Here is a 24,157-nt window from a genome sequence, read left to right as displayed (position 1 = left end):
TATTCCCTAAAGCTCTAATAGTGAGAAGCTTACAAGTTCCCTTGCTTTGCTCACCGGATAATTTAGTGTTTTTTGTCGGATAAAAAAAGAGTCCTGTATTGATTTGATACAGGACTCTTTTTACAGATCAGTTAAAGTGCCTAGAGAGTAACGTGCTTGATATATTGCTTTAAGCTATCTCGACGATTACTTCAGCAGATACCCCCACAGGCTCAATGGGCATACTGCTGGAACCTGTGGTGTCAAAGCCTAAACTGGCGAATAGGTCGGCATAAAGGCTAAGGTCAATATTATTCAATTGACTCACAATCAGCTGGATATCGTTAGCGGTTAAACCAAACATGGCTAAGGTATCGGCATAAACAGACCAATCGATGCTGCTAAAATCAAAGTTAGCCACCACGTCTTGCCAGTAAACATCTAGATCGTCTAAATAATCGTCGACATCGTCCCAAACCCACAGCGATCGATCGAAGGTCGCATCGAAATCGCTACCAGCGACTGCTTCGTACCAGTCTTCAAAGCCTGCTAGCCAGCTGCTGTCATTGGCCAAGGTGTTGGCGATTTCTTGAAGATTTTGTGCCCAAGCCTCCCAATCAAAGGTTTGCAACATGAGAGTGAGTTCTTCACCGAAAGTGCCCCAGTCAAAGTTTTCAATGCTGGATTGGTATTCGGTGAGAATCTGGTCCCAATTGTCGGTTCCAAAAGCGTTAGGGTCGAGCACCAGGATGCTGTCGAGATTGACTGGAATATCGTCCTGCGATGAGTCTTCTAGGGTGGGAACATCTAGGCTGGTATCAAAGCCTTGAACAGAAAAGAAAGATTTTACGGCGTCGCCATCAATGCTGTCGTCGCCGTAAATGTCGGCCAGCATGGCAAAGGTAATATTATACTGAGCGGCAATGTTATATATGGTTTCTGGTGTGCCTATGTTATCGATCAGAAACTGTCTGGCTTCGGCCAAGCTAATACCATACTGTTGCAGTAATTCTTGAGCGGTCATTTCTATCTCCATGCCTAAGGCGGTTGTGGTCATACTTTAGGAAGTATAGTTGCTTGCATGGAATTTGAACGCTATCAATTTAGGGAATAAAAAAAGCCAATCTAGATCGTCTAGATTGGCTTTGAGAGAGTGGCTAAACGCCGCTTTAGAGCGTTTTCGCGGTAAACAGCTGATCAAAGCGATCTAATGTTTCGTCGTTTAATCGGCCCGTTTCAAGTAGCAGATTCAGATCGGCTAACAGATAGTCAGTTAATGTTTTAGCAAACTCTAAGCGTACATCATATAGGTCAGTACGTGCTTCCAGCACATCGACTTGACTACCAAGACTCAAGTCAGCTTGGCGCTCAGCGGCTTCCAAGTAGGCTTGGCTGGATTTGCGTGACTCTTCAATGGCTTGTAGACGCTCATGGAAAGAGTTCAGTTGCGAGTACGCCAGTTTTACGGCTTGTTGTTTGTCCGACAAGATTTTCTCATAGCGTACCTGTGCAGCATTGTAACTCGCTTCTGCTTGACGCGATTGTGCGGAGGTTTTGCCCCCCGAGTAAATCGGGACTTCAAGATTAATAGCAGCGATATAACGTGAGCTTTCCACGTATGGATCGTCAGAGTTACGGTCTAAGTACGTTAGTTGGAAGTTTAAGGTGGGCAAGTGCTGAGACGTACTGGCTTCAGCTTCCAGTTCCTTCGCGCGAACATTGGACATTTCCGCCAACACTTGGGCGTTATCAGCCACTTGCTGTAGCCAATCTTCTCGTTCACCTGTCAGTAAATTAGGCAGCACTCGATGGCTGTTTTGCACCCAGTTTGCAGGCAGTTCAATGGCTTCACCAGTAATGTTCTCTAGGGCCGTTTGCGCGTCGTCTAATTGGCTTTGCGCTTGCAGTAAATCACTCTTGGCCACATCTCGGCTAGAGCGTGCGCGCAGTACGTTAAGACGACCACCTACTCCCAATTCATTCATGCGCGTAGACTGGTCAACCTTAAGTTGCAGTGACTCAAGCTTTTCTTGGGTAATGTAAACGCGCTGAGCGGCTTGCAGGGCCTTTAAGTAAGCTTCACTCACACGGTAGATCAGCTCTTGCTCGGCACGGGTATAAGTAAAGCCAGATTGACGTACCGCTTCCTTGGAGCTGCTGTAGGCTTTCCAAGCGCCCACATTAATTAAGCTTTGTTGCACATTCAGTTGGAAAGAGTAGTCGTCTTGAGTCTGCTCAGAGCGTTCTACTAGGTCTGGACGCGCTGCGCGCTCCGCATCGCTTAAAGGGTTACTTGTATAATAGTCATCAATATCAGAGTAACGATAAGTCGAGGTTAGACTGACATTGGGCAGCAAGTTAGCTCGACTAATATCATCGGTTTCTTGTTCTGCTTTAAACGTATGATAAGCATACTTGAGCTCAGGATCATGTTGCTTGGCGAGTGTTAACGCACCACTGAATCCTTGAGCTTTGCCATCTACTTGCGCTGTTTCCACTACCTCAGCCATCGAGGCTGAGGCAAGGCTAGATCCGATCATTAGTGCTAGTAGCTGAGGGGTAAAAGGAACTCGCATCTATTTCTCCGTTAGACTGCGTGCAAAGCTATCCGTAAGCGGCTTCATTAGGTAGCTAAATAGGGTACGTTCGCCACGACGAATCATGACTTCTGCTGGCATGCCTGGAATCAGCATCATGTCATCCGCCATATCAGCGCGACCTTGGTCGGTGATTTTCAGGCGAGCTAGGTAATAAGGAGGTTGATTTTCCTGCTCTGGTTGTAAGCGGTCAGCAGAAACGTTCACCACTTCCCCCTGAATGACTTTCGTCGTACGAGAGTTAAAGGCTGAGAAGCGAATATCGGCATACTGACCAATATGCACATCATTGATGTCGTTGGTCATTACACGGCTTTCGATCACAAAGCTGTCCTCTACCGGTACTAAGTCCATTAGCGGTCGGCCGGCATTGGCGACACTGCCGATGGTATGGACCTTCATATCGACGATGGTGCCGTCTTCAGGTGCGCGTACAATAGAGCGCTCAACACGATCTTGCGCTACCTGATATTTTTCTTGAATATCGTAGTAGTTAGCTTGCGTTTGTTTTAGACGATCACCCACATCTTTTAGGAAGTCTTGCTTGCGTGTCGCAATCTGAAATTCCGTTTCAGTGTTTTGGATCTTCAAGCGCGCCATGTCCGACTTCAGTTTATTGATCTCATTTTGTGTTGAGATAATTGAACGATTCAACTCGCGGGCACGGTTGTTGTCCCCTAGGCCTTCGTTGTAAAGGGTGGTGTAGGCTTGCTCTTCTTCTTTTAGCAACTCAAGTTGTTGTCCTAGGCCAGAAATCTGCGCTTCGATACCTTTGATTTGCTCATCGGTTTGTTCAAGACGTGTTTCCAGAGAGTCTGCTTCCTGTTGGTAGGCTGAAATACGCGCATTGAGCAAGTTACGTTGCTGTGTCAGAGTGTCCGCGACTTCTTGGTCTTGATTAGCTGCTTGCAACAAGGCATCCGAGAAGGTCAGTTCATCGGTCAGGTTTTGCTCTGCATTCAAGCGCTCAAGCTCCGCTTTCGCGATCTGTAAACGCTTATAGCTGTTTTCCAATTGCGCTTGGAATTGGGCGTTCTCAAGTTGAATTAACGGATCGCCTGCTTTGACGTGATCGCCATTGCGTACGAAGATCTTGTCGACAATACCGCCTTCATAGTGCTGAATGCTTTTACGGTAGCTGTCCACCACCACTTCACCTTGAGCAATCAAAGCACTGTTTAGTGGCGCCGTGGTTGCCCATACAGTAAAGGTACCTAGCGTTAGCAATAGGAACCATAAGCCAAACTTAATGTAGCGACGATCATTGGCATCGACTTCCACATCGTCGGTCACTGGCTGGCTAGGCTCTTCTCGGCTCGGCTTTTCTCGCTTCACTTCTGAAGCGGGCTTTTTCACGGTGTCAATTTTGGCAAGCACTTGTCCAGACTGGCTGGTGCTTTGCTCACTGTCTTTATCTGTCTGCTTAGTCATAATCTTTTCTCAAAATCAGTGCGTCATGTTCGAAAATACAAGTGATGGTTAGGCTCTAAGAGCGGTTTGCTCTTGTGCCTTTTGTTGCATCAGCTTTTGCATCACTTCTTCTTTCGGGCCGAACATTTGCATTTGACCTTCTTTAAGAACCATCAGTTTGTCTATGCTCTTAAGAATTGAAGTACGGTGACTGATCACAAATGTTGTCACGCTTTCTTGCTTCAAAATTTGCATGGTCTCGCCTAGGGCTTTTTCACCTTGCTCATCCAAGTTCGAGTTAGGCTCATCCAGTACTACGACCTTAGGTTCACCATAAAGTGCGCGAGCAAGACCAATACGTTGGCGCTGACCACCGGAAAGGGCGCCAGAATCTACACCGATGCGAGTGTCGTAGGCATCTGGTAGCTGCAGGATCATTTCGTGTACACCGGCTTTTTTAGCGGCGGTAACCACTTTGTCTGCGTCCAAATTAGCAAAGCGGGCGATATTTTCGCTCACGGTACCCTCAAACAACTCAATGTCCTGTGGTAGGTAGCCAATATAAGGGCCGATTTCATCACGGTTGTAGTGCTGCACTTCGGCGCCATCAATACGTAGCGTACCGTTCATCGTTGGCCAAATGCCTAGGATGGCTTTCGCCAAAGTCGACTTACCCGCAGCACTCGGACCAATAATGCCGACCAAGTCGCCAGGTGCCACATTGAAGTTCACTCCCTTCAACGTTGGTGTGCGGCTATTTGGTGGGCCCACGAATAGGTTAACTGCAGTCAGCTGACCTTCAGGGTTTGGCAGACTCATATTGCGGTCTTCTTGAGGGAAGGCGTTTAACAGCTCTTGTAGACGCGTGCGTGCTGTACGCGCGTTGTTAAAGCCAGACCAGCTGTTGATCAATAGATCTAGTGGTGCCAAAGCGCGGCCCATCAAAATGGAGCCTGCGATCATCATGCCTGGTGACATTTCATTTAGGACCACGTAGTAAGCACCCAGACCTAGAATCGCGGACTGGAAAATCATACGCAGTACTTTTGATAAGTTGGCAAACACACCGGCTTTATCACTGGCTTCGGTCTGCTTATGAAGAAATGCTTTATGCTGTTTGCTCCAGCGCCCCATGATGCCTGGCAGCATGCCCATGGCATGAAGGACTTCTGAGTTACGCAAGTTGCTCGAAGCAAGGTTCTGCGCTTTCATGTTTTCGCCATTGGCTTCCGTCAGCGCTTTTTTTGTGAGCTTTTCATTCAAGATCGCAATACCAAAAAGAATGGCACCAGCACCCAGTGCAAACCAACCAAATGCTGGGTGGAACAGGAACAAAATACCGATGTAGATCGGGAACCAAGGGGCATCAAAGAAGGCAAACAAACCATTGCCGGTTAAGAATTGGCGAATGCTGGTTAGGTCATTTAGCGGCTGTGCGGTACGACGGTTTGGCAATTTTACGCCAGCATCGAACATGGCACCATAGACACGGTGGCTTAGGAATTGGTCGATTTGGTTGGATACACGTACCAAGATGCGTGATCGAACCCATTCCAAAACCCCGAGTACGCCGAATAGGAACACCATAATTAAGGTTAAAAACAGTAGGGTCTCTAGGCTGCGCGAGGTGACAACTCGATCATAAACCTGAAGCATGTAGAAGGGCGCTGTCAGCATCAAGATGTTGATGAATAAGCTAAAGAAGCCCGCCGCCATAAAGCCGCGTTTACTGGCCTTAAGTGCGCTTCCTAGATCATCTACGGCGTTTGAGTTCTTCATAAAATTTCGATCTTCTATGCGGTAATGGATTAAAATGGCAAACAAACAATGTTGCTGGAAAGGGTTAATGAGATCAATTGTTCATTTTACAACCCTTTGTTGAGGATAAGACTAACAAAGTTGATTCGAGGGTGTGTGACTGTACTCACTTTGCATGACAATAAAGTTAGCTATTCTCGCAGTTTGTGATTTTGCTCCTTAGTTACGTATCTTAACAATTGAGCACTTTCTGTAATGTGCATAGATTTGTGTTAAATTAGCGCGAATTTGTATGGTTGAATTTTGAATAGAGGTTTTTATGGCAACGTTAACCGTTGAAGGCAAACAGTACGATGTTGAGACACTGTCCGATGAAGCAAAGGCTTTAACGAACTCTGTTACCTTTACCGATAATAAAATTGCTCAGTTAGAGTCGGAACTGGCGATGGCTCGAACGGCTCGCAATTCCTATGTTCAGCAACTGGTTGCGGCATTGCCAAAGGAAGATCAGCCCGCTAAGAAAACTACTACTCGTAAACGCGCTGCGAGCACCAAAGCCGCTCCGAAAAAAGCTGCCGCACCTCGTACGCGAAAAAAAGCAGCGGAGTCTTCAGACGCGTAAGACATTTGAACACGGATCAAATCAGGTACTAAATCATTATGATTGAGCACGTTGTTCAAACCATTTCCTTGAATTACTCAGTGGTTGAAGATCGTTTGGAGCTGCGCTGTAAATCGGGCCTACCGTCCTATCAGCTATGGTTAACTCAGAGAATGTGGCTGCAATTAACCCCAGCAATTATCAAATGGCTGGTGGATTCGGGAGTGGGTGCACCACATACGAAGGGGTTTATTAAAGATTCCTTTGCCGAGAATAAGTCAGACCCTGTCGAGTTGCCCACAACTGTTGACGCAGGTAAACCAGCTACTGAGCACACTACGAACGAGTCTTCCGCTAGCGATGACTTAAGCTCAGAGATTACGACTAAATGGATTCCTGAGCCGTGGTTATGCACGACGGCGAATTTACAGATGGCGTCTCAATCTATTCGAATACAGTTTGTGGCGGATTGCAGCCAGCATGTGTTTATCTTTAGCATGTCTGCGCTCGAGGCTTGCCATTTCCTTATTGCCCAGAAAAACGCACTAAAAAAATCAGGGTGGTCTTTTGCCTGGCCGGCTTGGTTGTTGGGAAGTGAAGAGCAGGAGCAAGAGTCCATTGAGACATCTTTGCATTAAGTACACTCGTGCATTGGGTTTTAGGTCATACAGTAGGTTGAGCAGTATATGAAATTATTAATTACAGGTGGCGCAGGCTTCATTGGAAGTGCAGTGGTGCGTCATGTTTTAGCGAATACGCACCATGAAGTGGTTAACCTAGACAAGCTGACCTACGCAGGTAATCTAGAGTCGATTCCAGAAGCGTTAACACAATCACGCTATGTCTTTGAGCAGGTGGATATTTGTGATGCTGCAGAATTAAAGCGTGTGTTTGCCGAGCACCAGCCAGACGCTGTGATGCATTTGGCGGCAGAAAGTCACGTGGACCGTTCTATCGATGGTCCGGGCGATTTTATTCAAACCAATATTGTGGGAACTTATACCCTGCTGGAAGCGGCGCGCGGTTATTGGTCACAGCTGACGGATGAGAAAAAAGAGGCGTTTCGCTTTCACCATATTTCAACCGATGAAGTCTATGGTGATTTACCTCACCCTGATGAGGTAGACGGTGAACTGCCTATGTTTACCGAAATCACTTCTTATGCGCCGAGCTCGCCTTATTCGGCCAGTAAAGCCAGTTCAGACCATCTGGTGCGTGCATGGCGCCGTACTTATGGCTTCCCGACGATTGTTACCAATTGCTCCAATAACTATGGTCCTTACCACTTCCCTGAGAAGCTGATTCCGCACATGATTTTGAATGCCTTAGCGGGCAAAGCTCTGCCTGTGTATGGCGACGGCTCACAGATCCGTGATTGGCTGTATGTAGAAGATCACGCGCGCGCCTTGGTCAAAGTGGTTATCGAAGGTGTGGTCGGAGAGACCTATAACATCGGTGGCCATAATGAGAAGCGTAATATCGAAGTGGTGCATACTCTGTGTGACCTTCTAGAAGAGTTGGTGCCGAGCAAGCCGGAAGGCGTCGCGGCATATCGTGATTTGATTACCTATGTCAAAGACCGCCCAGGTCATGATGTGCGTTACGCCATCGATGCCAGCAAAATTGCCGATGAGCTCGGTTGGACGCCAGAGGAAACCTTCACTTCAGGCATGCGTAAAACCGTTGAGTGGTATCTAGCCAATGAGGCATGGTGGCAGCGAGTTTTAAGTGGCGATTATAAGCTAGACCGCATTGGCGCGTAGGACCTCGCTGTGTGGGGAAAGCGAGATTGCTTCCCCGAGCGGAGTCGGGTCGTACGAGCGGGTTGTACCCCGCGATTGAAAGGCTGCTTCCCCGGACGAAGCCGGGTCGTACGAGCGATTGAAAGGCTGCTTCCCCGGACGAAGCCGGGTCGTACGAGCGGTTGAAAGGCTGCTTCCCCGGGCGGAGCCGGGTCGTACGAGCAGTTGAAAGGCTGCTTCCCCGAACGGAGTCGGCTCGTACGAGCAGTTGAAAGGCTGCTTCTCCGAATGGAGCCGGGTCGTACGAGCGGGTTGTACCCCGCGATTGAAAGCCTGCTTCCCCGAACGGAGTTGGGTCGTACAAAGAAGCATCGAGATTCACAACCAGATTGATTTTAATAGAGTAGAATTCAGTGAAAAAACGTAAAGGGATTATCTTAGCGGGTGGCAGTGGCACACGTTTGCACCCATTAACCTTAGGGTGCTCCAAGCAACTGATGCCGGTTTATGATAAACCGATGATCTACTACCCATTGTCCGTCTTAATGTTGGCCGGCATACGTGACATCTTGATCATAACCACGCCAGAGGACCAAGCCAGCTTTCAAAAACTGCTCGGCGATGGCAGCTATTTCGGTGTGTCACTAAGCTACGCGATTCAGCCTTCTCCTGATGGCTTGGCGCAAGCCTTTATCATTGGCGAAGATTTTATCGGTAATGACAATGTGGCATTGGTGTTGGGGGATAATATTTTCTTCGGGCAGCACTTTTCTGATGAGTTAAAAAAGGCCGCCGCACAGGAATCGGGCGCTACGGTGTTTGGCTATCATGTTAATGACCCTGAACGTTTCGGGGTGGTGGAGTTCGATACGGAGGGACGTGTACTGAGTATCGAAGAAAAACCTGAAAAGCCACGCTCAAATTACGCCGTCACCGGTTTGTATTTTTACGATAATGATGTGGTGCATATTGCCAAGCAGATTCAGCCCTCTGAGCGGAGAGAATTAGAGATCACGGATGTTAATCGTGCCTACTTAGAGCGTGGTGACTTGCATACCTCATTGCTTGGACGTGGCTTCGCTTGGTTAGACACGGGGACCCATGATTCGCTGCTTGAGGCTGGCCAATTTGTGCAAACGGTAGAGCACCGTCAGGGTTTGAAGATCGCTTGTCTAGAAGAGATCGCTTATCGTCAAAGCTGGATCAGCAGAGAGCATCTGATCGAAGCGGGTAGCCTACTCAAGAAAACCGGCTACGGTCAGTATCTATTAAAAGTGGCAGACGGTTACCAATAGACATCATAGGGTCAGATTTTCATGAATGTTATTAAAACGAATATTGCGGATGTGGTGATCATTGAGCCGAAAGTGTTTGGTGATGAGCGTGGCTTTTTCCTAGAAACCTTCCAAGCGGAGCGCTACCAAGAACTGGCTGGGATTGATTTACCCTTCGTGCAGGATAATCACTCCCGCTCCGGCAAAGGCGTGTTGCGTGGTCTGCATTTTCAGAAATCCAAGCCGCAGGGCAAATTAGTACGCGTGGTACGTGGTGAAGTATTTGATGTGGCCGTGGATATTCGCAAAGACTCACCAACCTATGGCCAATGGGCGGGAGTGTTACTGAGCGAAGACAATAAGCGCCAATTCTGGGTGCCACCCGGTTTGGCTCATGGTTTTGTAGTGTTATCCGACGTTGCTGACTTTGAATATAAGTGTACCGACTACTACGACCCAACGGATGAAGGTTGCTTGATTTGGAACGATCCCTCGGTTGCGATTGAGTGGCCTGAAGGCATTGAGCCAAAGCTCTCGGAAAAAGATAAGCTTGGTTTAACCCTCGCTGAGCTCGAGGCTGGCCTGTAATGCGCATTTTGTTAACGGGTAAGAATGGTCAATTAGGTCGCTGCTTTCAGGATGCTGTGGCGGGTTCCAAACATGAACTGTTTGCTTTTGATTCTACTGAGCTAAATATCGCTTCTGCGCAGCAGGTAACTGCTATCTTCGCAGAGGTAAAGCCAGATATCGTAGTCAATGCGGCTGCTTATACTGCGGTAGATAAAGCAGAGACAGAGAGTGAAATGGCCCATGCGGTGAATGAAGCAGGGGTGAAACATTTAGCTCAAGCGGCTGAGTCGCTGGGTATTCCTGTGATTCATGTTTCCACCGATTACGTGTTTGATGGTTTGGCTGTTGAGCCTTATAAGCCGAGTGACCAAACGGCTCCGCAAGGTGTCTATGGCGCCTCAAAACTGGCCGGTGAGCAGGCCTTAGCTCAAGTGGCGACGCGTTACCTTGTGCTGCGCACCGCATGGGTGTTCAGCGAGTATGGGAATAACTTTGTTAAAACCATGCTACGCCTCGCCACTGAACGTAATGCTTTAAGTGTGGTGGCCGATCAATATGGTTGTCCAACCTATGCTGGTGATCTTGCCAAGGCGATTTTGGCGCTGTGTGATCAATACGAGCAAACGGGCGAGCTGGCTTGGGGCGTTCACCATTATTGTGGCGACCTGCCTACCAGCTGGCATGGCTTTGCGCGCACTATTTTTGCCAAAGGCCTAAAGCACGGCGCCATTGATAAGATCCCACAATTGACGGCTATTAGCACTGATCAATACCCAACACCGGCAAAGCGCCCAGAGTATTCGGTTTTAAATACAGACACCTTAGCGGAACTAGGTGTGCAAGCATCGAATTGGCTGATGGCTTTGGATCGCGTGATGAACAAGTTGCAGGGTAATGCGAAATAAACCCCGTATAGCGGTGCTTCTGGCCGCTTATCAAGGTAGGCAATGGATCGAGACGCAAGTTGACAGCATCTTGAAGCAACAGGGTGTAAGCGTAGAGCTGTTTATCAGTGTTGATGCTTGTGCTCCAAATGTCATGGAAGATGGGACTTTGGCATGGAGCCAAGCATTGGCAGAACAGCATGAGCAGGTGACCTTGTTACCCTATGGCCAACGCTTTGGCGGGGCCGGGGCGAACTTCTTCCATCTTATCAAAGAGGTGGACCTTGAAAGTTTTGATGCCATGGCGTTTGCCGATCAAGATGATGTCTGGCTGCCTGAAAAGTTAGCCCGCGCATGGCAAATCATTGGTCATCATCAATACCAAGTGTATTCCTCTAATGTGCTGGCGTTTTGGCCGGATGGCCGTGAGCAACTGATTAAGAAATCCTACCCGCAAAAACAGTTGGACCATTTTTTTGAAGCGGCGGGACCGGGTTGCACCTATGTGTTCGCACGTAAAGCGGCCTTGTCACTGCAGCAGTGTGTGCGACAAGCCGAGGAACAGCTATCCAGGGTGGCCTTGCATGATTGGTTTGCCTACGCCTACTGTCGCGAGCAAGGCTTTGCTTGGTTTATTGATGAGCAAGCGTGGATGCGCTACCGCCAACATGCGAACAATCAAGTAGGCGTAAATACTGGTTGGCGAGCTTATCTCAAGCGTATCAGGCAAGTGGCGAACAAAAGCTATCGTCAACAGGTGCTAGCGATCGCTGAATTAGTGAACCCCAGTTTAGCAAGCTCCCTGAATCGCTTCGCCTTTCGGCTGTCGCATATTTTACAATTGCGCAGGCGGCCGAGGGATCGCTTGGCATTGCTAGTCATGTTTATTTTGTGTATCTATTAGTGTTGGAATGACGGTTTAAAATGTTGATCTGGGTATTTGGTTAGTTGATGAAAAAGAGTCATGTTAAGCGGTATCAAGATCGTAGAGTGCCTTTTACGTACGCTTTGGTGGATTTGTGCACACCTGCCATTCTGCTATTGCTCTCTTTCGGTTTGTTCAGCCAGGGGGCATGGAGCCACGAATATAATTGGATGATGCTGTTAAGTGGCGTGTTTTACGCCACTTGCATTGGTGTGCAAGGTGGCTATAGCCGCTACAACAATCGCTCCTTTTCGGACCGCTTGGCGATCACCTTTAAAACTTGGTTTTTCAACGTTTTCTTCCTATTAGTACTGCTGTTTATCTACTTATCTGAGTTAGATTTCGACCGGATTGTTACGGCTATCTGGGTTGTGTTTACGCCTTTCTTTATCATGGCGATAAAGTTAGCGATTCAGCATTATTCGCGGCGTTATGCGCAAACCAAGATTCAAGTGGCGGTACTTGGCCGGCATTATGAGTTTAATGAGTTTGAGTACGCCATGCTGGAGCAGCAGGGCGTCGAACTGACGTATTTTAGTCTGAAGGATCAAGGTGATATTGAGACCAATATCATGAAGGTCTCACCGGATTATCTATTGCTGAATCTTGAAGCGCCAGCGACCAATCAACTGATCAAAGAGCTGACGCATCTGGACCTAAAAGGGGTGCGTCTGATCGTCTTACACCGTTTTATGGAGACGTTTCTGCGTAAATGTTACATCCCCTACGATGGCGAAGATTTAAGTTATCTAGAAAAAGTGCGCCCTTATACGCTGAGAAACTTTATTCTAAAACGTGCCATTGATTGGTTAGCCATTATAGGTATTGGGGTGCTGTGCTCGCCTTTAATGCTGTATGCCGTTTTGAAAATAAAGCTGCAGTCACCAGGCAGTACCTTGTTTACACAGAGTCGAGTAGGGCTAGGTGGGAAAAACTTTACTGCTATCAAATTTCGCAGCATGCATGAAAACGCACACTTTAACCCTTATACCCAAAAAGAAGACCCTCGCATCTTTCCCTTCGGCCATGTGATGCGTAAGTTCCGTATTGATGAGTTGCCACAGCTGTGGAATGTATTGCGCAAAGATATGCACCTTGTCGGGCCGCGCACAGAATGGGACATCTTGGTTGAGAATTATGAAAAAGAGATCCCTTATTATCATGAGCGCCATCTAGTGCGCCCAGGGATTTCGGGCTGGGCACAAGTGTGCTACCCCTATGGTGCGAACCTTGAAGATGCCCGTCAAAAGTTGATGTACGATTTATATTACATCAAGCATTGGAGCATTTGGTTAGAGATGGAAACGCTGTTGCGCACCGTTGTGGTTGTGCTGGGTCGCAAGGGCTTATAGCCCTTGCTTGCGTTGATCAGGCGTTATCTGGTTCGCTGGCTTCCGCCCAGCGTACCGCAGCCCAGAAGAACAGAGTAAAAAAGATAAACACCATGACGCCAATGTTGTGGCTAAACATAGACTGGGTCAGCGCAAAATCCATATAGCTCATCGGTACCAGCGCACCGGCCAAAGCATAGGCTTTAATTCTCCAGTTGTGGCGATGTTTACGTAGTTTGCCAATAAAGAGCTTAAGCGGGATCAGGTACAGCGCCAGCAGGAATACCACACCGACTAGCCCCTTCAGCGCCAAGGTATTAAAAAACTCATTATGTAAGTGATCAAATCGAGTTGCAGCCTCACTCATTAAGCCTTGTTCTGCGAGCTCAGCTTTGAGGGGCTGACTGCCGTATTGGCCCACGCCCATGATGGGGGCTTCTGAGAACAAATAGATAGCGCCTTTCCACATTTCAATTCTTAAGCCAACAGACGTATTGGTTTCACCTAATAGGTAGAGTTGAATATCCTCAACCGCTTTAGTAAAGCGTGCTTGCATGCCTGTTTGTGGGATGGCAATGACGGAGAGCGCGCCGATCAATAGCACCAGAATCGTGGCCGCGAGCTGTTTCTTGCCAATCAAATCTTTTGCCTGCAGCAGTATAAATAGTCCAATCAGCGGTACGGCAATCCAACCACCGCGTGAGCCAGATAAGATAGAGCCGAGTACGCCGGCCATGACGCCAAGAATGGCCAAGGCCAGCATCAGTCTCTGCTTGTTTTGATAAAAGTAGCAGCAGGCCGCGCTATTGATTAAGCCAAGTAACATACTGGTGTCGCCAAACATAATGGCATTGGTAAACACTTGAGCTCTAGGAAAGTCTAAAACAAGTACTTCGTAAGCTGCTAATACGGCCGCAGCGATGGCGCCAATAATGGTGCCGAAAAAGAGCAGCGGTGCATTGGGCATTTTGCATTTGAGTAGCAGTACCAGCACCGGAAGAGCCAATAGAAACCTTGAGGGGCGATCAAGTTCTCTTGTGTGCCAGCCGTCTAAATAGACAAATATCACGCTGCTTATGGCATACGCGGCAAAGACACCGATCAGGATGAAATCTTGTTTGTTCAGTTTGAGCGTATGGTTACGCAATACAAGCGCAAAAACAGCCGCTAACAGAAACAGACACAGAGTAGGATAGGAAATGCCTCTTGGTACGGACAGGGTTAATGCAAAGGTGGCAGCGGCTAATAACCAGACTAAGTAAGCGACATAGCGATAGAGAGAGGTGGTGGTGTTCAAGGTTCTACCCTAGCAAAAGATTTGCGCATTAGGGTAAACCAGCCGCTAACAGTGTGCCAGAGGTGTCTCTCAAGATTAGCTTAGGTCGTGCCTAAATAAGCACTTTTCCGCTGCATCCTTGCAGCTCGTATCATCCTGAAGAAAGATAGGGCTCCCGTCCTGGGAGCATCAGTCATCCATGACTGCCTATCTTTTAAGGAGGGACAAAAGGCAGTGTTTCTTCCTGAAACCATCATCGTCCATAATGATCTGCCATGTGCCAGGCAGGGCTCCCATCCTAGGAGCTAACGTTGTCCATCACGTCCTGCCTTAAAATCACTCTATCTTTAGTGATTTGAAAAATCATTAGTAGCCATTCAATTAACTGTCATACGTCAAAAAATAAGGATGAAATGTGTATTTCGGTGTTTGAACAGACCTGATTTGCACGCTGAATAGTATTTGATTCGCTGTAAATGCGCAGTTCATTGGCATTTCCTGACGCTCTTAGATGCAATATGTCACCGTTTGTAAGGGTCGCTCGCACACCATCGAGGGTATTTATTGTGGCGATCTGAAGGGCGTGACAGGGCTGAATTGCTGCGAGTAGTGCTGGCCAAGCATCAGGAGCAACAAGATTTTCCAACAGTTGGCGGCATATCTCTTGATCCACATTTTGGATGCGGCTACTGGCACTGTAGCGCTTAGGGAGTATGTTGCTCAGAGAACTTAAGGGCTGGTTGGCTAACGTCGATAAGACACAGAGAATCGGTAATAACGCATCGCGTGTTGGCAGGGATGTGAGGCGATGGTGATTCCTGCCAAGTAAGACGCCACCGTTCGCTTCAAAGCCTAAGCTGTTGTCTTGCTCGGTGGCCTGCTGCATGGCCTCGATGACATAAGGTGAGCCAATTTTCGTTCTGACAACTTTGGCTGCTGGGATGAAGTGCTCAAGGCCACTATTACTATTAATGGGGGTGGCAATATGAGTTGCCTGCAGAGCGTGGCAGGTGAGCATCCCCACTTGATCTCCGCGCAGCCATTGTCCTGCCTCATCTGCGATCAATGGTCGGTCGCCATCGCCATCTGTGGTCACGATGGCATCCAAGCGATATTGCTGAGTCCATTGCTGCGCTAGGGCTTGCTCGGTGTCACCGACCGCTTCCGTATCGAGGGCAACAAAGTGGTCGCTTCGCCCTAACTCGATCACTTCTGCGCCAAAATGCCTAAGCACTTCGGTCAGGAGGTCTCGAGTGACACTGCTATGTTGGTAAACGCCTATGCGTTTATTACCTAAGTTAAGCGTAGGGAAAGCATCGTAATAGCGCTGTTGATAATGCTGGCTAGCGCGTTCTGCGCAATCTTGTGAGCCGCCTCTTAACCTCTTGTTTGCACAGCTGTCTAGTCGGCTCGTTAATATGGCTTGTTCATCGGCTTTGCTAATCTCCCCGGTCGGCAAATAAAACTTCATGCCATTGCGATCAAACGGGATATGGCTGCCGGTGATCATAATGGCAGGCAAGCCTTGCTGCATGGCGTAAAGCGCTAACGCTGGGGTAGGCAGGGGACCGCAATCGAGCACATTAACGCCCATTTCTTGTGCCTGTTCACTCACCCATTTGGCGAGCTGTGGGCTGCTGGGGCGTAGATCGACACCAAGACAGACACTGTCAGCACGGCATAGAGTGCTCAGAAAGGCCTGCGTGAACCCTTGGCAGAGGCTTTTGCTGAGCTCTGCGACAGGACCTCGGACCCCACTGGTGCCGAATTTTACGTCTTTGTTGGCACACAGTGCTAACGGCGTTTTGGCATCAGACATCGGCTATCCAGGTGTTATCTTTCATTAACTGAAGGCCCGATGCCGTTGGCATTAAGGCTAATGCTAACGCTAAATGGTGCGCAATGCCTTGCTCGTCTTTTGGCCACAAGCGGTATAAAGCAGGCCATGTGCCCAAGTCGCTCCATTCGCTGGCATACTCACATAAGGCCAGTTTGGCGCTGTGCTCCATAATCGCATAATCAATGGAGATGGCTGGCGCCTCAGCAAATGACGGTGACAATAAGTGAGTGCGTTCGGATAGTTGGACACTCTGCGTCACAGCATCGTGGCAAGACGCTAGTATCTTGGGAGCGAAATGTTCGATTTCAGCTAGCAGTATTTTTCTCGGTAAAACAAAGAAGCCGCTGTTCCAAAGATAGTTGCCACGGGCTAGGTAGTTCATGGCAGTGTGTTGATCTGGCTTTTCATGAAAGGCGTGTATCTGTGCATCCTGGCCCACTTCAATATAGCCATAACCTGTTTCTGGGTAGGTCGGACGGATGCCAAATAACACGAGCTGGTCGTTCATCGCAGCGTCATGTGCGGCGACGACCCGTTGACAGAAGTAGGAGGGATCGGCGATGTAATGATCGGCGGCCAACACTAACAGGGGGCTGTCGTCTGGATAAATGTGCTGGGCAAATAAGGCGGCACAGGTCATCGCGGGGGCGGTATTGCGGCCACAGGGTTCCAGCAGAATGTGGGCTGTCATGGACAGTTTGTGCAACGCTTGTTGAACAAACGCCAAGTGCTCTTTGGCCACGACAACAATGGGGCGTTTATCTGAGGTTTGTTGTGCTCGCAGAAGCGTTAATTCAAACAGCGTATAACCGCAATCGAGCAGATCGATAAAGGGTTTAGGGTGCTTCGTTGTAGAGATGGGCGCAAGGCGTGTGCCCGAGCCGCCAGCGAGTATGACTGGTATGAACATAGCGAGGTTGTTCTAGAAAAACGGCGATTGTAGCACAAACAAAAACGCCCTCGTTAAGAGGGCGTTTTTAGGGTTTCACTGACCGAGCCTTGTACGCTTATTGCGCGGCTTCGATGTCCAGCAGTTCCACTTTAAACTCTAGTGCAGAGTGAGGTGGAATTGGGCCTGTGCCGCCTGGGCCGTATGCTAGTTCTGCAGGAATATAGAACTCGTAAGTTGAGCCAACTGGCATCAGTTGTACGCCTTCAGTCCAGCCTGGAATAACTTGGTTAAGTGGGAAAGAAATCGGCTCACCGCGCTCATAAGAGCTATCAAATACGGTACCGTCTACCAGTTTACCTTCGTAGTTCACTTTCACTGTGTCTTCTGCCGCAGGCATTTTGCCATCACCCTTTTCGATGACCTTGTACATTAGGCCAGAGTCGGTTGTCATGACGCCATCTTGCTCGGCTTTTTCATCTAGCCATGCCTGAGAGCTGGCTTTAGCGGCTTCGGCCATTTCGGCTTGCTCACGTTGCGCTTTTTCCATTTGCTCTTGTTGGAAAGCTTGCATGGTGGCTTGGACATCTTCCATAGACATCTGTGGTTCTTGGCCACTGAAAGAATCTTCGAAGCCTGCTTTGAACGCTTCTAAATCCATGCCGGCAAAATCATTGGCCATACGACCACCGAACATAGTGCCGATTGAGTATCCAAGTTTCTGTTCTTTGCTTTCAAGCTCTACGTCTGCAGCGTATGCGACTGAAACTGAAGAGGCAATCAATGCTGCGACTAATGTTTTTTTCATGAGAAAACGTTCCGTTAGTTGTGGTTCCAATTATAACTTTGGTTGGGGTGCGACACGAGAATTTCAAGCAGCTACGTGGACTTTGTCATAGGAAGAGAAACACGCCCTGTGCCTCGCAAATCGATCCGGTGTACTGTTCTACCATAAGAAGGCGTTGCAACGCCAACCTAGGTTATTACAGTGACCAAAGTGACCCCTTCACCTGCACACTTTGTTGATTACAGAAAGGATCTGCCAAGCACAAGGCGCCTAGGCAATGTAGGTCGTGCCAAATGGCGCGACAAGTGATTTTACGTAGGCCTGACAAATTTTATGCATTCGTGGTGAGGGTGAACAGGTATTCAAAAGCGGATAAGTCAATAATAAATGGCTTTTCAAAACGTTACAAAGCAAGTAAAAAATATGAATCTGGGTCAATAATAGGTGCTATTTGTCGGATTAGGTTAAGTGTGGTGGGTTGTTAACGGATACTATCTTGATTAAATAGGGCTTGTTGGGTATTAAAAAGCACATGCAGAGACACGGACAATCTTTGACTTCATCAGGTTATCGCAAGCTTTTTATCAGTATTGGTGTGCTCAGCGCGTTGGTTTTCCTTTGGGCGCGAACGCCGCTCAACCATTATCAAGTGGATTTGCTTGAGTTAGATGGTTTGCAATTTGTACCGTTTGACGGAACAGAGCTGCTTCCTGCTGGAGAGCAAGGCAGTGTGCACTCTCATTGTTCTTGGGATGGCAGCGCGACGCCTTACCTGTGCGGCGTACGTGTGGTGCTGCCAAGAACCGAAGAGGGGTTACCTTTTTCTTTTCAACAAGTCGACCAAGTGCACATCGAAGCCTATGTGCAATCCACTGCGGCCGAATACAGCGGTCGTCTTGAATTAAACATCACCAGCTTTTTAAACCCGCACTTTGACGGGGTTCCTAGCCATCAAGATACCAAGTTCCACTCAGTGCGCCTGCGCAATGGTGAGTTCGATATCCCGCTCAATCGTTTTGATGTCGCCAGTTGGTGGCAAGATCAGTACGGCATTAGTTTTGAAAGCGCTGACAAAGATTTTCGTCATGTCTATTCGCTCGATTTAGTGGTCAATGACACCCCGCTACGCCACCCAGGGCAATACGATTTGACCTTGTCGGCATTAAAAGTTGACGGTTTTTTGGTGGATATACAGCAGCTGAACAATTGGTTGTTGACCTTCTGGTTAATGGTCGGGGTAGGGAGCTTGTTAAGTTTTTCCTGGCGCGGTCATGGGACCTTGCAGCGTATGCGTCAAGCGGCTCTTTTTGACGGTATGACTGGGCTGCTCAATGAGCAAGGACTGCGTGATCATATGCAGGGCTTGGCGCCAGAGGCTGGCGGGGCCTTGTACGTTTTTCGCTTGGACAACGCAGCCATATTGGAAAAACATTTTGGCGAAAACGTATTTGGGCAATTATTGGTGAAGACCAAACAGCGTTTACTCTCTGTTTTTCAATCCCAGTCGATCACCTTAGCGCGTATCAGCGATGCGGAGTTTGCCATGTATTGTCCAGTGGGCAAGCTGGCGCGAGAGCAATTGCTGGAGCGTATTTTTAACGAAGGTGTTGAAATGGTTGGTGTGGGGCATCTAAAACTCGATGTCAGTGCTAGCTATGTGGTCGACAATGCTATGCCGAAGCATTTTGATGAGGTATTGGAAAAATGTCGCTTTGTTCTCGACCAGCCACATGATGCGAAAACCTTCGCCCGAGCGTATTTATCCAGCTACGATCAGCCGTTGCGTCAAAAGGCGTCGGTTGAAGATGCGCTGCGCCGAGCGCTTGCTGACGATGCGTTTTATCTGGTGTTTATGCCACTTTATGATGCGCGCCGTAATCGTGTGGTGGGGGCCGAGGCGTTACTACGATCTAGCTCCGAAGTACTGAGCCGATTGTCTCCTGAGGTCTATATTCCGGTGGCTGAGAAAGCCAATTTGATCCAAGAAATCGATATGATGGTGCTGAAAAAAGCGTTGGCCGCGTTGAAGCAAATCTCGGTGCCAGACGATTTTGTTTTGTCGATCAACATCTCGGCGCAGGAACTATTGGACAGCGATTTTGCCCAGCGTATTGCCGCCAGTTTGCAGGTTGCTGGTGTATCCGCCACCAGTATTTGTCTTGAGGTGACGGAAACCTACTTTGTGCATATGGATCAAGCCAAGGTCGAAGTACTTGAGCAATTACGTGCCATGGGCTGTTTAGTGTCATTAGATGACTTTGGCACGGGCTATACGTCCTTTGCGCATTTACAGCGTTTGTCAGTGGATGAGATTAAAATTGACCGCAGCTTCGTCAATCGTCTCGACGACCCGAAAGCAAGAGTGGTGGTGGAGTCCATGGTGCATATCGCCCAAGCCCTACAATACAAACTGGTGGCTGAAGGCGTCGAAACACTGGAGCAAATAGAGTACTTAAGAACCTTGGGCTGCAATTACTTCCAAGGCTATCTGATCTCGAAACCCACCACATTAGAAGAAGCCGTGGCGTCGACTTTGCCTGAGTCGGACTGTCTGTATTTGTAAGACACTGCTTGCCGTCAGGGAAACTAAATCTAAAAGGGGCGACCATGGTCGCCCCTTTTAGATTGATCAAGCCGAGGTTAGTGGGTGTGGGCTTGGTCGCCTAGTTCGCTGTCTAAATCTTCTTTGAAGAATTCATACTGCTCGGCGCAGAATTGGCACTCGGCTTTGATGCTACCTTGCTCGCTGATAATTTCGCGAATTTCTTCCGCACTCATCGTTACAATCGCATCATAGAAGCGTTGACGATTACAGGAACAGCCAAATTGCATGCCTTTGGCATCGTATAAACGTAGCTCTTCTTCATGGTAAAGACGGTGCAGTAGCTCAGCCGTGTCTAGCTCAAGCAGCTCTTCATCTTTTACCGTAGACGCTAGGTGTACAAAACGATCCCATGCATCTTCGTCACCTTCTTTGGCTTGCTCCGCAGGCAGGCGTTGTAAGAATAAGCCTGCTGCTTGTGCGCCATTTGCTGCGAGCCAAACACGGCTCGGTAGCTGTTCAGATTGGAAGAAGTATTGTTCTAGGCACGCTGCTAGGGTGTCACCAGCGATTTCAACAATGCCTTGGTAACGGTTACCGTTACGCGGTGCAATGGTGATCACTAGGTAGCCGCCGGCCAGTAGCTCTTTTAGAGACACGACTTCTGGGAAGGCTTGCTCTTCATCCCATTGGGCAATGGCACGTAGGTTTTGGCGCTCATCACATTCTGCCATCAGAGTCTTCAGTGGGCCTTCGCCTTTGCACTGCAGAGATAACACGCCATCAATCTTGACGATGTCACGCAGTAGTGCGATGGCCGCGACAAATTCGCCGAGTAACGACTCAAGCGCTTTTGGGTAATGCTTACGGGCAATGATGTTTTGATAAGCATCGGTCAGTAACACGCGCTCGCCTCGAACATTGGTGTTATCAAAGGAGAAGCGTTGGATTTCATTGATGTTGTTCACAAGAATCACCGTTAAATTAAGTATGCGCTTATTTTAAAACTAGAGCGTCTTTTTTGCATCTAGCTTTTATTATAAGAGCTGCTTCAGGTGACGATTTGACCTTTCTTTCCCCGAACTGAGCTGAGTCGTACGAGCGGGTTGTACCCCGCGATTGAAAGCCTGCTTTCCCGAACGGAGTCGGGCCGTACGAGCGGGTTATATCCCGCGATTGAAAGCCTGCTTTCCCGAACAGAGTTGGGTCGTACGAGCGGGTTGTACCCCGCGATTGAAAGCCTGCTTTCCCGAACGGAGTCGGGTCGTACGAGCGGGTTGTACCCCGAGATTCAAGCCCGCTTTCCCGAACGGAGTCGGGTCGTATGAGCTGTCTCCTGACAGCGATTATAGGTGTGTATCTCTGATAGAATCGGGTCGTACGAGCGGGTTGTACTCCGCGATTGAAAACCAGCATCCCTAGACGGAGCAGGGTCGTACGAGCAGGTTGTATGCCGCGATTGAAAGCCTGCTTTCCCGAACGGAGTTGGGTCGTACGAGGGGGTTGTCCCCCGAGATTGATGGCCTGCATCCCCGGACGGAGCCGGGTCGTACAAGGGCACAAAGGGGCTTCCCCGGACGGAGCCGGGTCGTACGAGCGGGTTGTACCCCGCGATTCAAGTCAGCATCCCCGGACGGAGCCGGGTCGTACGGGAGAATTATGCTAAGGATGAAGCGCTGCTCTGTTAGCTGCCTGCAATATCCTCTAAAATGCGCCTTTCGCACAATCTATTCCCATTCAGTCAGAGATGTTTCCATGATCCAGTTTTCCGATGTCAGTTTGCAGCGTGGTACGCAGTTTTTACTTGAACAGGCCGATATGACCATTTTTGAAGGTCAGAAAGTCGGTTTGATCGGTGCCAACGGCGCTGGAAAATCGTCTTTGTTTGCGCTGGTGCGCGGGCAATTGTACGCCGATACTGGTGAGGTGATTTTACCGGGCCAACGCCGTATTTCGTTTATGGCGCAGGAAGTGGAAGATGTGGATCGCACGGCGTTGGAATACTGTCTCGATGGTGATGATCGCTTACGCATGATCGAAGCCAAGATTGCAGAGGCGCAAGCAAGCGGCGACGATCATGGTCATGCCCACTGGTTAAGTGAATATGAAAATGCCCATGGCTATACCGCACAAGCTCGAGGTGAAACCTTACTCCAAGGTCTGGGCTTTAAAATGGCCGATATGCAAAAGAAGGTGGCGGATTTCTCTGGTGGTTGGCGTATTCGTTTGAACCTTGCCCGTGCCTTGATGTGCCCATCGGACATTCTGTTGCTGGACGAGCCGACCAACCACTTGGATTTGGACGCGGTGATGTGGTTAGAGAACTGGTTGCGCAATTACCCTGGCACCTTGCTGTTGATTTCCCACGACCGTGACTTCTTGGATGGTATTTGTAGCCATATTGTTCACTTGTATCAGAAGCAACTGAACCTTTATAAGGGTAATTACAGTGACTACGAACGTCAGCGTGCTGAGCATCTAGCACAGCAGCAATCTATGTTTGAACAGCAACAACGTAAACGTGCCCATCTGCAAGAATACGTGGACCGTTTCCGCTACAAAGCCACCAAAGCGAAACAAGCGCAAAGCCGCTTAAAAATGCTGGAAAAAATGGAGCAGATTGGTCCTGCGCACATTGATTCACAGTTTGAGTTTTCCATTCCTGTTGCAGAGAAGACGTCAGCGCAATTGGTAAGCTTGATTCAAGCGGACTTGGGCTATGTATTAGAAGACGGCTCCCATAAGGTGCAGCTGCCACAGTCTAATTTCTCCATTCGTGATGGTCAGCGCATTGGCTTACTAGGCCCTAACGGGGCCGGTAAGTCGACTTTGATAAAGTCCTTGGTGCAAGAGCTGGATTTATTGGCTGGCGAGCGCGTCTATGGCGAAAACACCAAGATTGGTTACTTCTCTCAGCATCAGTTAAGTGCACTGGACCTAGAGGCCTCACCCGTACTGCATATTCAGCGTATTACACCCACCGCATTGGAAGCGGATGTGCGCAAATATCTGGGGGGCTTTGGCTTTATCGGCGATGATGCTCTACGTGCGGTAAAAGGCTTCTCTGGTGGTGAAAAAGCCCGTTTGGCGTTGTCTTTGATTGCTTGGCGTAAGCCAAACCTATTGGTGCTCGACGAGCCAACCAACCATTTGGACATTGAAATGCGTCAGGCCCTTACAGAAGCCTTGCAAGAGTTTGATGGCGCTATCCTAGTGGTGTCCCACGATCGTCACTTATTGAACAGTACGGTGGATGAATTCTTCTTGGTAGCGGATCACAAGATCGAAGCCTTTGATGGGGATTTGCATGCTTACCATCAGTGGCTACAGGCACGACAACAGCAGGCCAACCAAGCTGAGCGTGCCACGGCTAATGAAGCCAAAGTGGAAAAAGTCGACCGTAAAGAAGAGCGCCGTAAAGCCGCTGAGTTACGTGAAAAGCTACGTCCACTGCGTAAAGCCATTGAGAAGCATGAGAAAACCATGCAAACCGCGCAAGCTCACCTAGAAACCATTGGTGAGGCCATGTCGGATAACAGTCTTTATGAGGTGGCTAACAAGGATAAGCTACAAGCCTTACTTAGCGATGAAGCGAAATGGAAAAAGACCTTAGAAGAAGCGGAAGAGGCTTGGTTTGAAGCACAGGATGAGCTGGAGCAAGCCGAGGCCGCTCTTTAAAAGCAAAATGTAGGACCGTGGTCCCCCGCGGGAACTGTGTATGGGAATGCGAGAGTGTTCCCTCGCACAGCGAG

The 24,157-nt window shown here is 48.8% G+C and carries 19 protein-coding genes; 10 read left to right on the top strand and 9 right to left on the bottom strand.

Features of this window, described 5'->3' with window-relative positions:
* Window positions 1–169: 169 nt before the first annotated feature.
* The 4 genes from MAQ5080_RS01835 to MAQ5080_RS01820 form a co-directional block, all read right to left on the bottom strand.
* Window positions 170–1,003 (bottom strand): hypothetical protein, encoded by an 834-nt coding sequence (locus tag MAQ5080_RS01835; protein ID WP_067204706.1) that lies wholly within the window; start codon window positions 1,001–1,003, stop codon window positions 170–172.
* Between the two features lie 145 nt (window positions 1,004–1,148).
* Complete coding sequence (locus MAQ5080_RS01830; RefSeq protein ID WP_067204703.1) at window positions 1,149–2,555, bottom strand: TolC family protein; 1,407 nt, start codon at window positions 2,553–2,555, stop codon at window positions 1,149–1,151.
* Window positions 2,556–4,007 carry an HlyD family type I secretion periplasmic adaptor subunit gene (locus tag MAQ5080_RS01825; protein WP_082860969.1) on the bottom strand — a complete coding sequence of 484 codons (1,452 nt, stop codon included), beginning with the start codon at window positions 4,005–4,007 and terminating at the stop codon, window positions 2,556–2,558. It lies immediately after the preceding gene.
* 48 nt (window positions 4,008–4,055) lie between these two features.
* Window positions 4,056–5,765, bottom strand: coding sequence for a type I secretion system permease/ATPase (locus MAQ5080_RS01820; RefSeq protein ID WP_067204699.1), 1,710 nt, complete (start codon window positions 5,763–5,765; stop codon window positions 4,056–4,058).
* 298 nt (window positions 5,766–6,063) lie between these two features.
* Here MAQ5080_RS01820 and MAQ5080_RS17460 point away from each other — a divergent pair, with 298 nt between their 5' ends.
* From MAQ5080_RS17460 to MAQ5080_RS01780, 8 genes are all read left to right on the top strand, one after another.
* Window positions 6,064–6,366 carry a DUF6447 family protein gene (locus tag MAQ5080_RS17460; RefSeq protein ID WP_067204696.1) on the top strand — a complete coding sequence of 101 codons (303 nt, stop codon included), beginning with the start codon at window positions 6,064–6,066 and terminating at the stop codon, window positions 6,364–6,366.
* 38 nt (window positions 6,367–6,404) lie between these two features.
* Window positions 6,405–6,983, top strand: a complete 579-nt coding sequence (locus MAQ5080_RS01810; RefSeq protein WP_067204692.1) for a hypothetical protein — start codon at window positions 6,405–6,407, stop codon at window positions 6,981–6,983.
* A 48-nt stretch (window positions 6,984–7,031) separates the two neighbouring features.
* Entirely contained in the window at window positions 7,032–8,108 is a 1,077-nt protein-coding gene (gene rfbB, locus MAQ5080_RS01805) for a dTDP-glucose 4,6-dehydratase (protein ID WP_067204688.1), read from the top strand.
* Window positions 8,109–8,500: 392 nt separating this feature from the next.
* Window positions 8,501–9,382, top strand: coding sequence for a glucose-1-phosphate thymidylyltransferase RfbA (gene rfbA / locus MAQ5080_RS01800; RefSeq protein WP_067204685.1), 882 nt, complete (start codon window positions 8,501–8,503; stop codon window positions 9,380–9,382).
* A gap of 21 nt (window positions 9,383–9,403) precedes the next feature.
* The gene (gene rfbC / locus MAQ5080_RS01795; RefSeq protein WP_067204681.1) at window positions 9,404–9,949 is read left to right on the top strand and encodes a dTDP-4-dehydrorhamnose 3,5-epimerase; all 546 of its coding nucleotides are present in this window, start codon (window positions 9,404–9,406) and stop codon (window positions 9,947–9,949) included.
* A complete protein-coding gene (gene rfbD, locus MAQ5080_RS01790; protein ID WP_067204677.1) occupies window positions 9,949–10,836 on the top strand; it encodes a dTDP-4-dehydrorhamnose reductase in 888 nt (295 codons plus the stop codon). The genes rfbC and rfbD overlap by 1 nt, the downstream gene beginning before the upstream one ends.
* Window positions 10,826–11,719: a glycosyltransferase gene (locus tag MAQ5080_RS01785; protein ID WP_067204674.1), complete on the top strand. Its 894-nt coding sequence runs from the start codon at window positions 10,826–10,828 to the stop codon at window positions 11,717–11,719. The genes rfbD and MAQ5080_RS01785 overlap by 11 nt, the downstream gene beginning before the upstream one ends.
* Before the next feature lie 86 nt (window positions 11,720–11,805).
* Window positions 11,806–13,092 (top strand): exopolysaccharide biosynthesis polyprenyl glycosylphosphotransferase, encoded by a 1,287-nt coding sequence (locus MAQ5080_RS01780; RefSeq protein ID WP_231870750.1) that lies wholly within the window; start codon window positions 11,806–11,808, stop codon window positions 13,090–13,092.
* A gap of 16 nt (window positions 13,093–13,108) precedes the next feature.
* Here MAQ5080_RS01780 and MAQ5080_RS01775 read toward each other — a convergent pair whose 3' ends face one another.
* The 4 genes from MAQ5080_RS01775 to bamJ all read right to left on the bottom strand — a co-directional run bounded on the left by MAQ5080_RS01775 (window position 13,109) and on the right by bamJ (window position 17,884).
* A complete protein-coding gene (locus MAQ5080_RS01775) occupies window positions 13,109–14,368 on the bottom strand; it encodes an O-antigen ligase family protein (RefSeq protein WP_067204671.1) in 1,260 nt (419 codons plus the stop codon).
* 367 nt (window positions 14,369–14,735) lie between these two features.
* Window positions 14,736–16,166 (bottom strand): phosphomannomutase, encoded by a 1,431-nt coding sequence (locus MAQ5080_RS01770; RefSeq protein WP_067204669.1) that lies wholly within the window; start codon window positions 16,164–16,166, stop codon window positions 14,736–14,738.
* A complete protein-coding gene (locus tag MAQ5080_RS01765) occupies window positions 16,159–17,097 on the bottom strand; it encodes a mannose-1-phosphate guanylyltransferase (protein ID WP_067204665.1) in 939 nt (312 codons plus the stop codon). Before MAQ5080_RS01765 ends, MAQ5080_RS01770 begins: the two co-directional genes overlap by 8 nt.
* Window positions 17,098–17,194: 97 nt before the next feature.
* A complete protein-coding gene (bamJ, locus tag MAQ5080_RS01760) occupies window positions 17,195–17,884 on the bottom strand; it encodes a BamJ family beta-barrel-assembly machinery protein (RefSeq protein WP_067204661.1) in 690 nt (229 codons plus the stop codon).
* Between the two features lie 532 nt (window positions 17,885–18,416).
* Between bamJ and MAQ5080_RS01755 the strand changes: the two genes are divergently transcribed.
* A complete protein-coding gene (locus MAQ5080_RS01755) occupies window positions 18,417–20,426 on the top strand; it encodes a bifunctional diguanylate cyclase/phosphodiesterase (RefSeq protein ID WP_067204658.1) in 2,010 nt (669 codons plus the stop codon).
* 77 nt (window positions 20,427–20,503) lie between these two features.
* On the opposite strand, the gene hslO is transcribed toward MAQ5080_RS01755, so the two are convergent.
* On the bottom strand, window positions 20,504–21,373 hold the full coding sequence (gene hslO / locus MAQ5080_RS01750) for an Hsp33 family molecular chaperone HslO (protein ID WP_067204655.1): 870 nt from the start codon (window positions 21,371–21,373) through the stop codon (window positions 20,504–20,506).
* 787 nt (window positions 21,374–22,160) lie between these two features.
* On the opposite strand from hslO, the gene MAQ5080_RS01745 reads away from it, so the two are divergent.
* The gene (locus MAQ5080_RS01745; RefSeq protein WP_067204652.1) at window positions 22,161–24,083 is read left to right on the top strand and encodes an ABC-F family ATP-binding cassette domain-containing protein; all 1,923 of its coding nucleotides are present in this window, start codon (window positions 22,161–22,163) and stop codon (window positions 24,081–24,083) included.
* Window positions 24,084–24,157 lie beyond the last annotated feature (74 nt).

The organism is Marinomonas aquimarina, assembly GCF_900089755.1.
Classification (GTDB): Bacteria; Pseudomonadota; Gammaproteobacteria; order Pseudomonadales; family Marinomonadaceae; genus Marinomonas; species Marinomonas aquimarina.
Note: the sequence above shows the minus strand (reverse complement) of the source record. Positions and strands in the feature narration are given on the sequence as shown.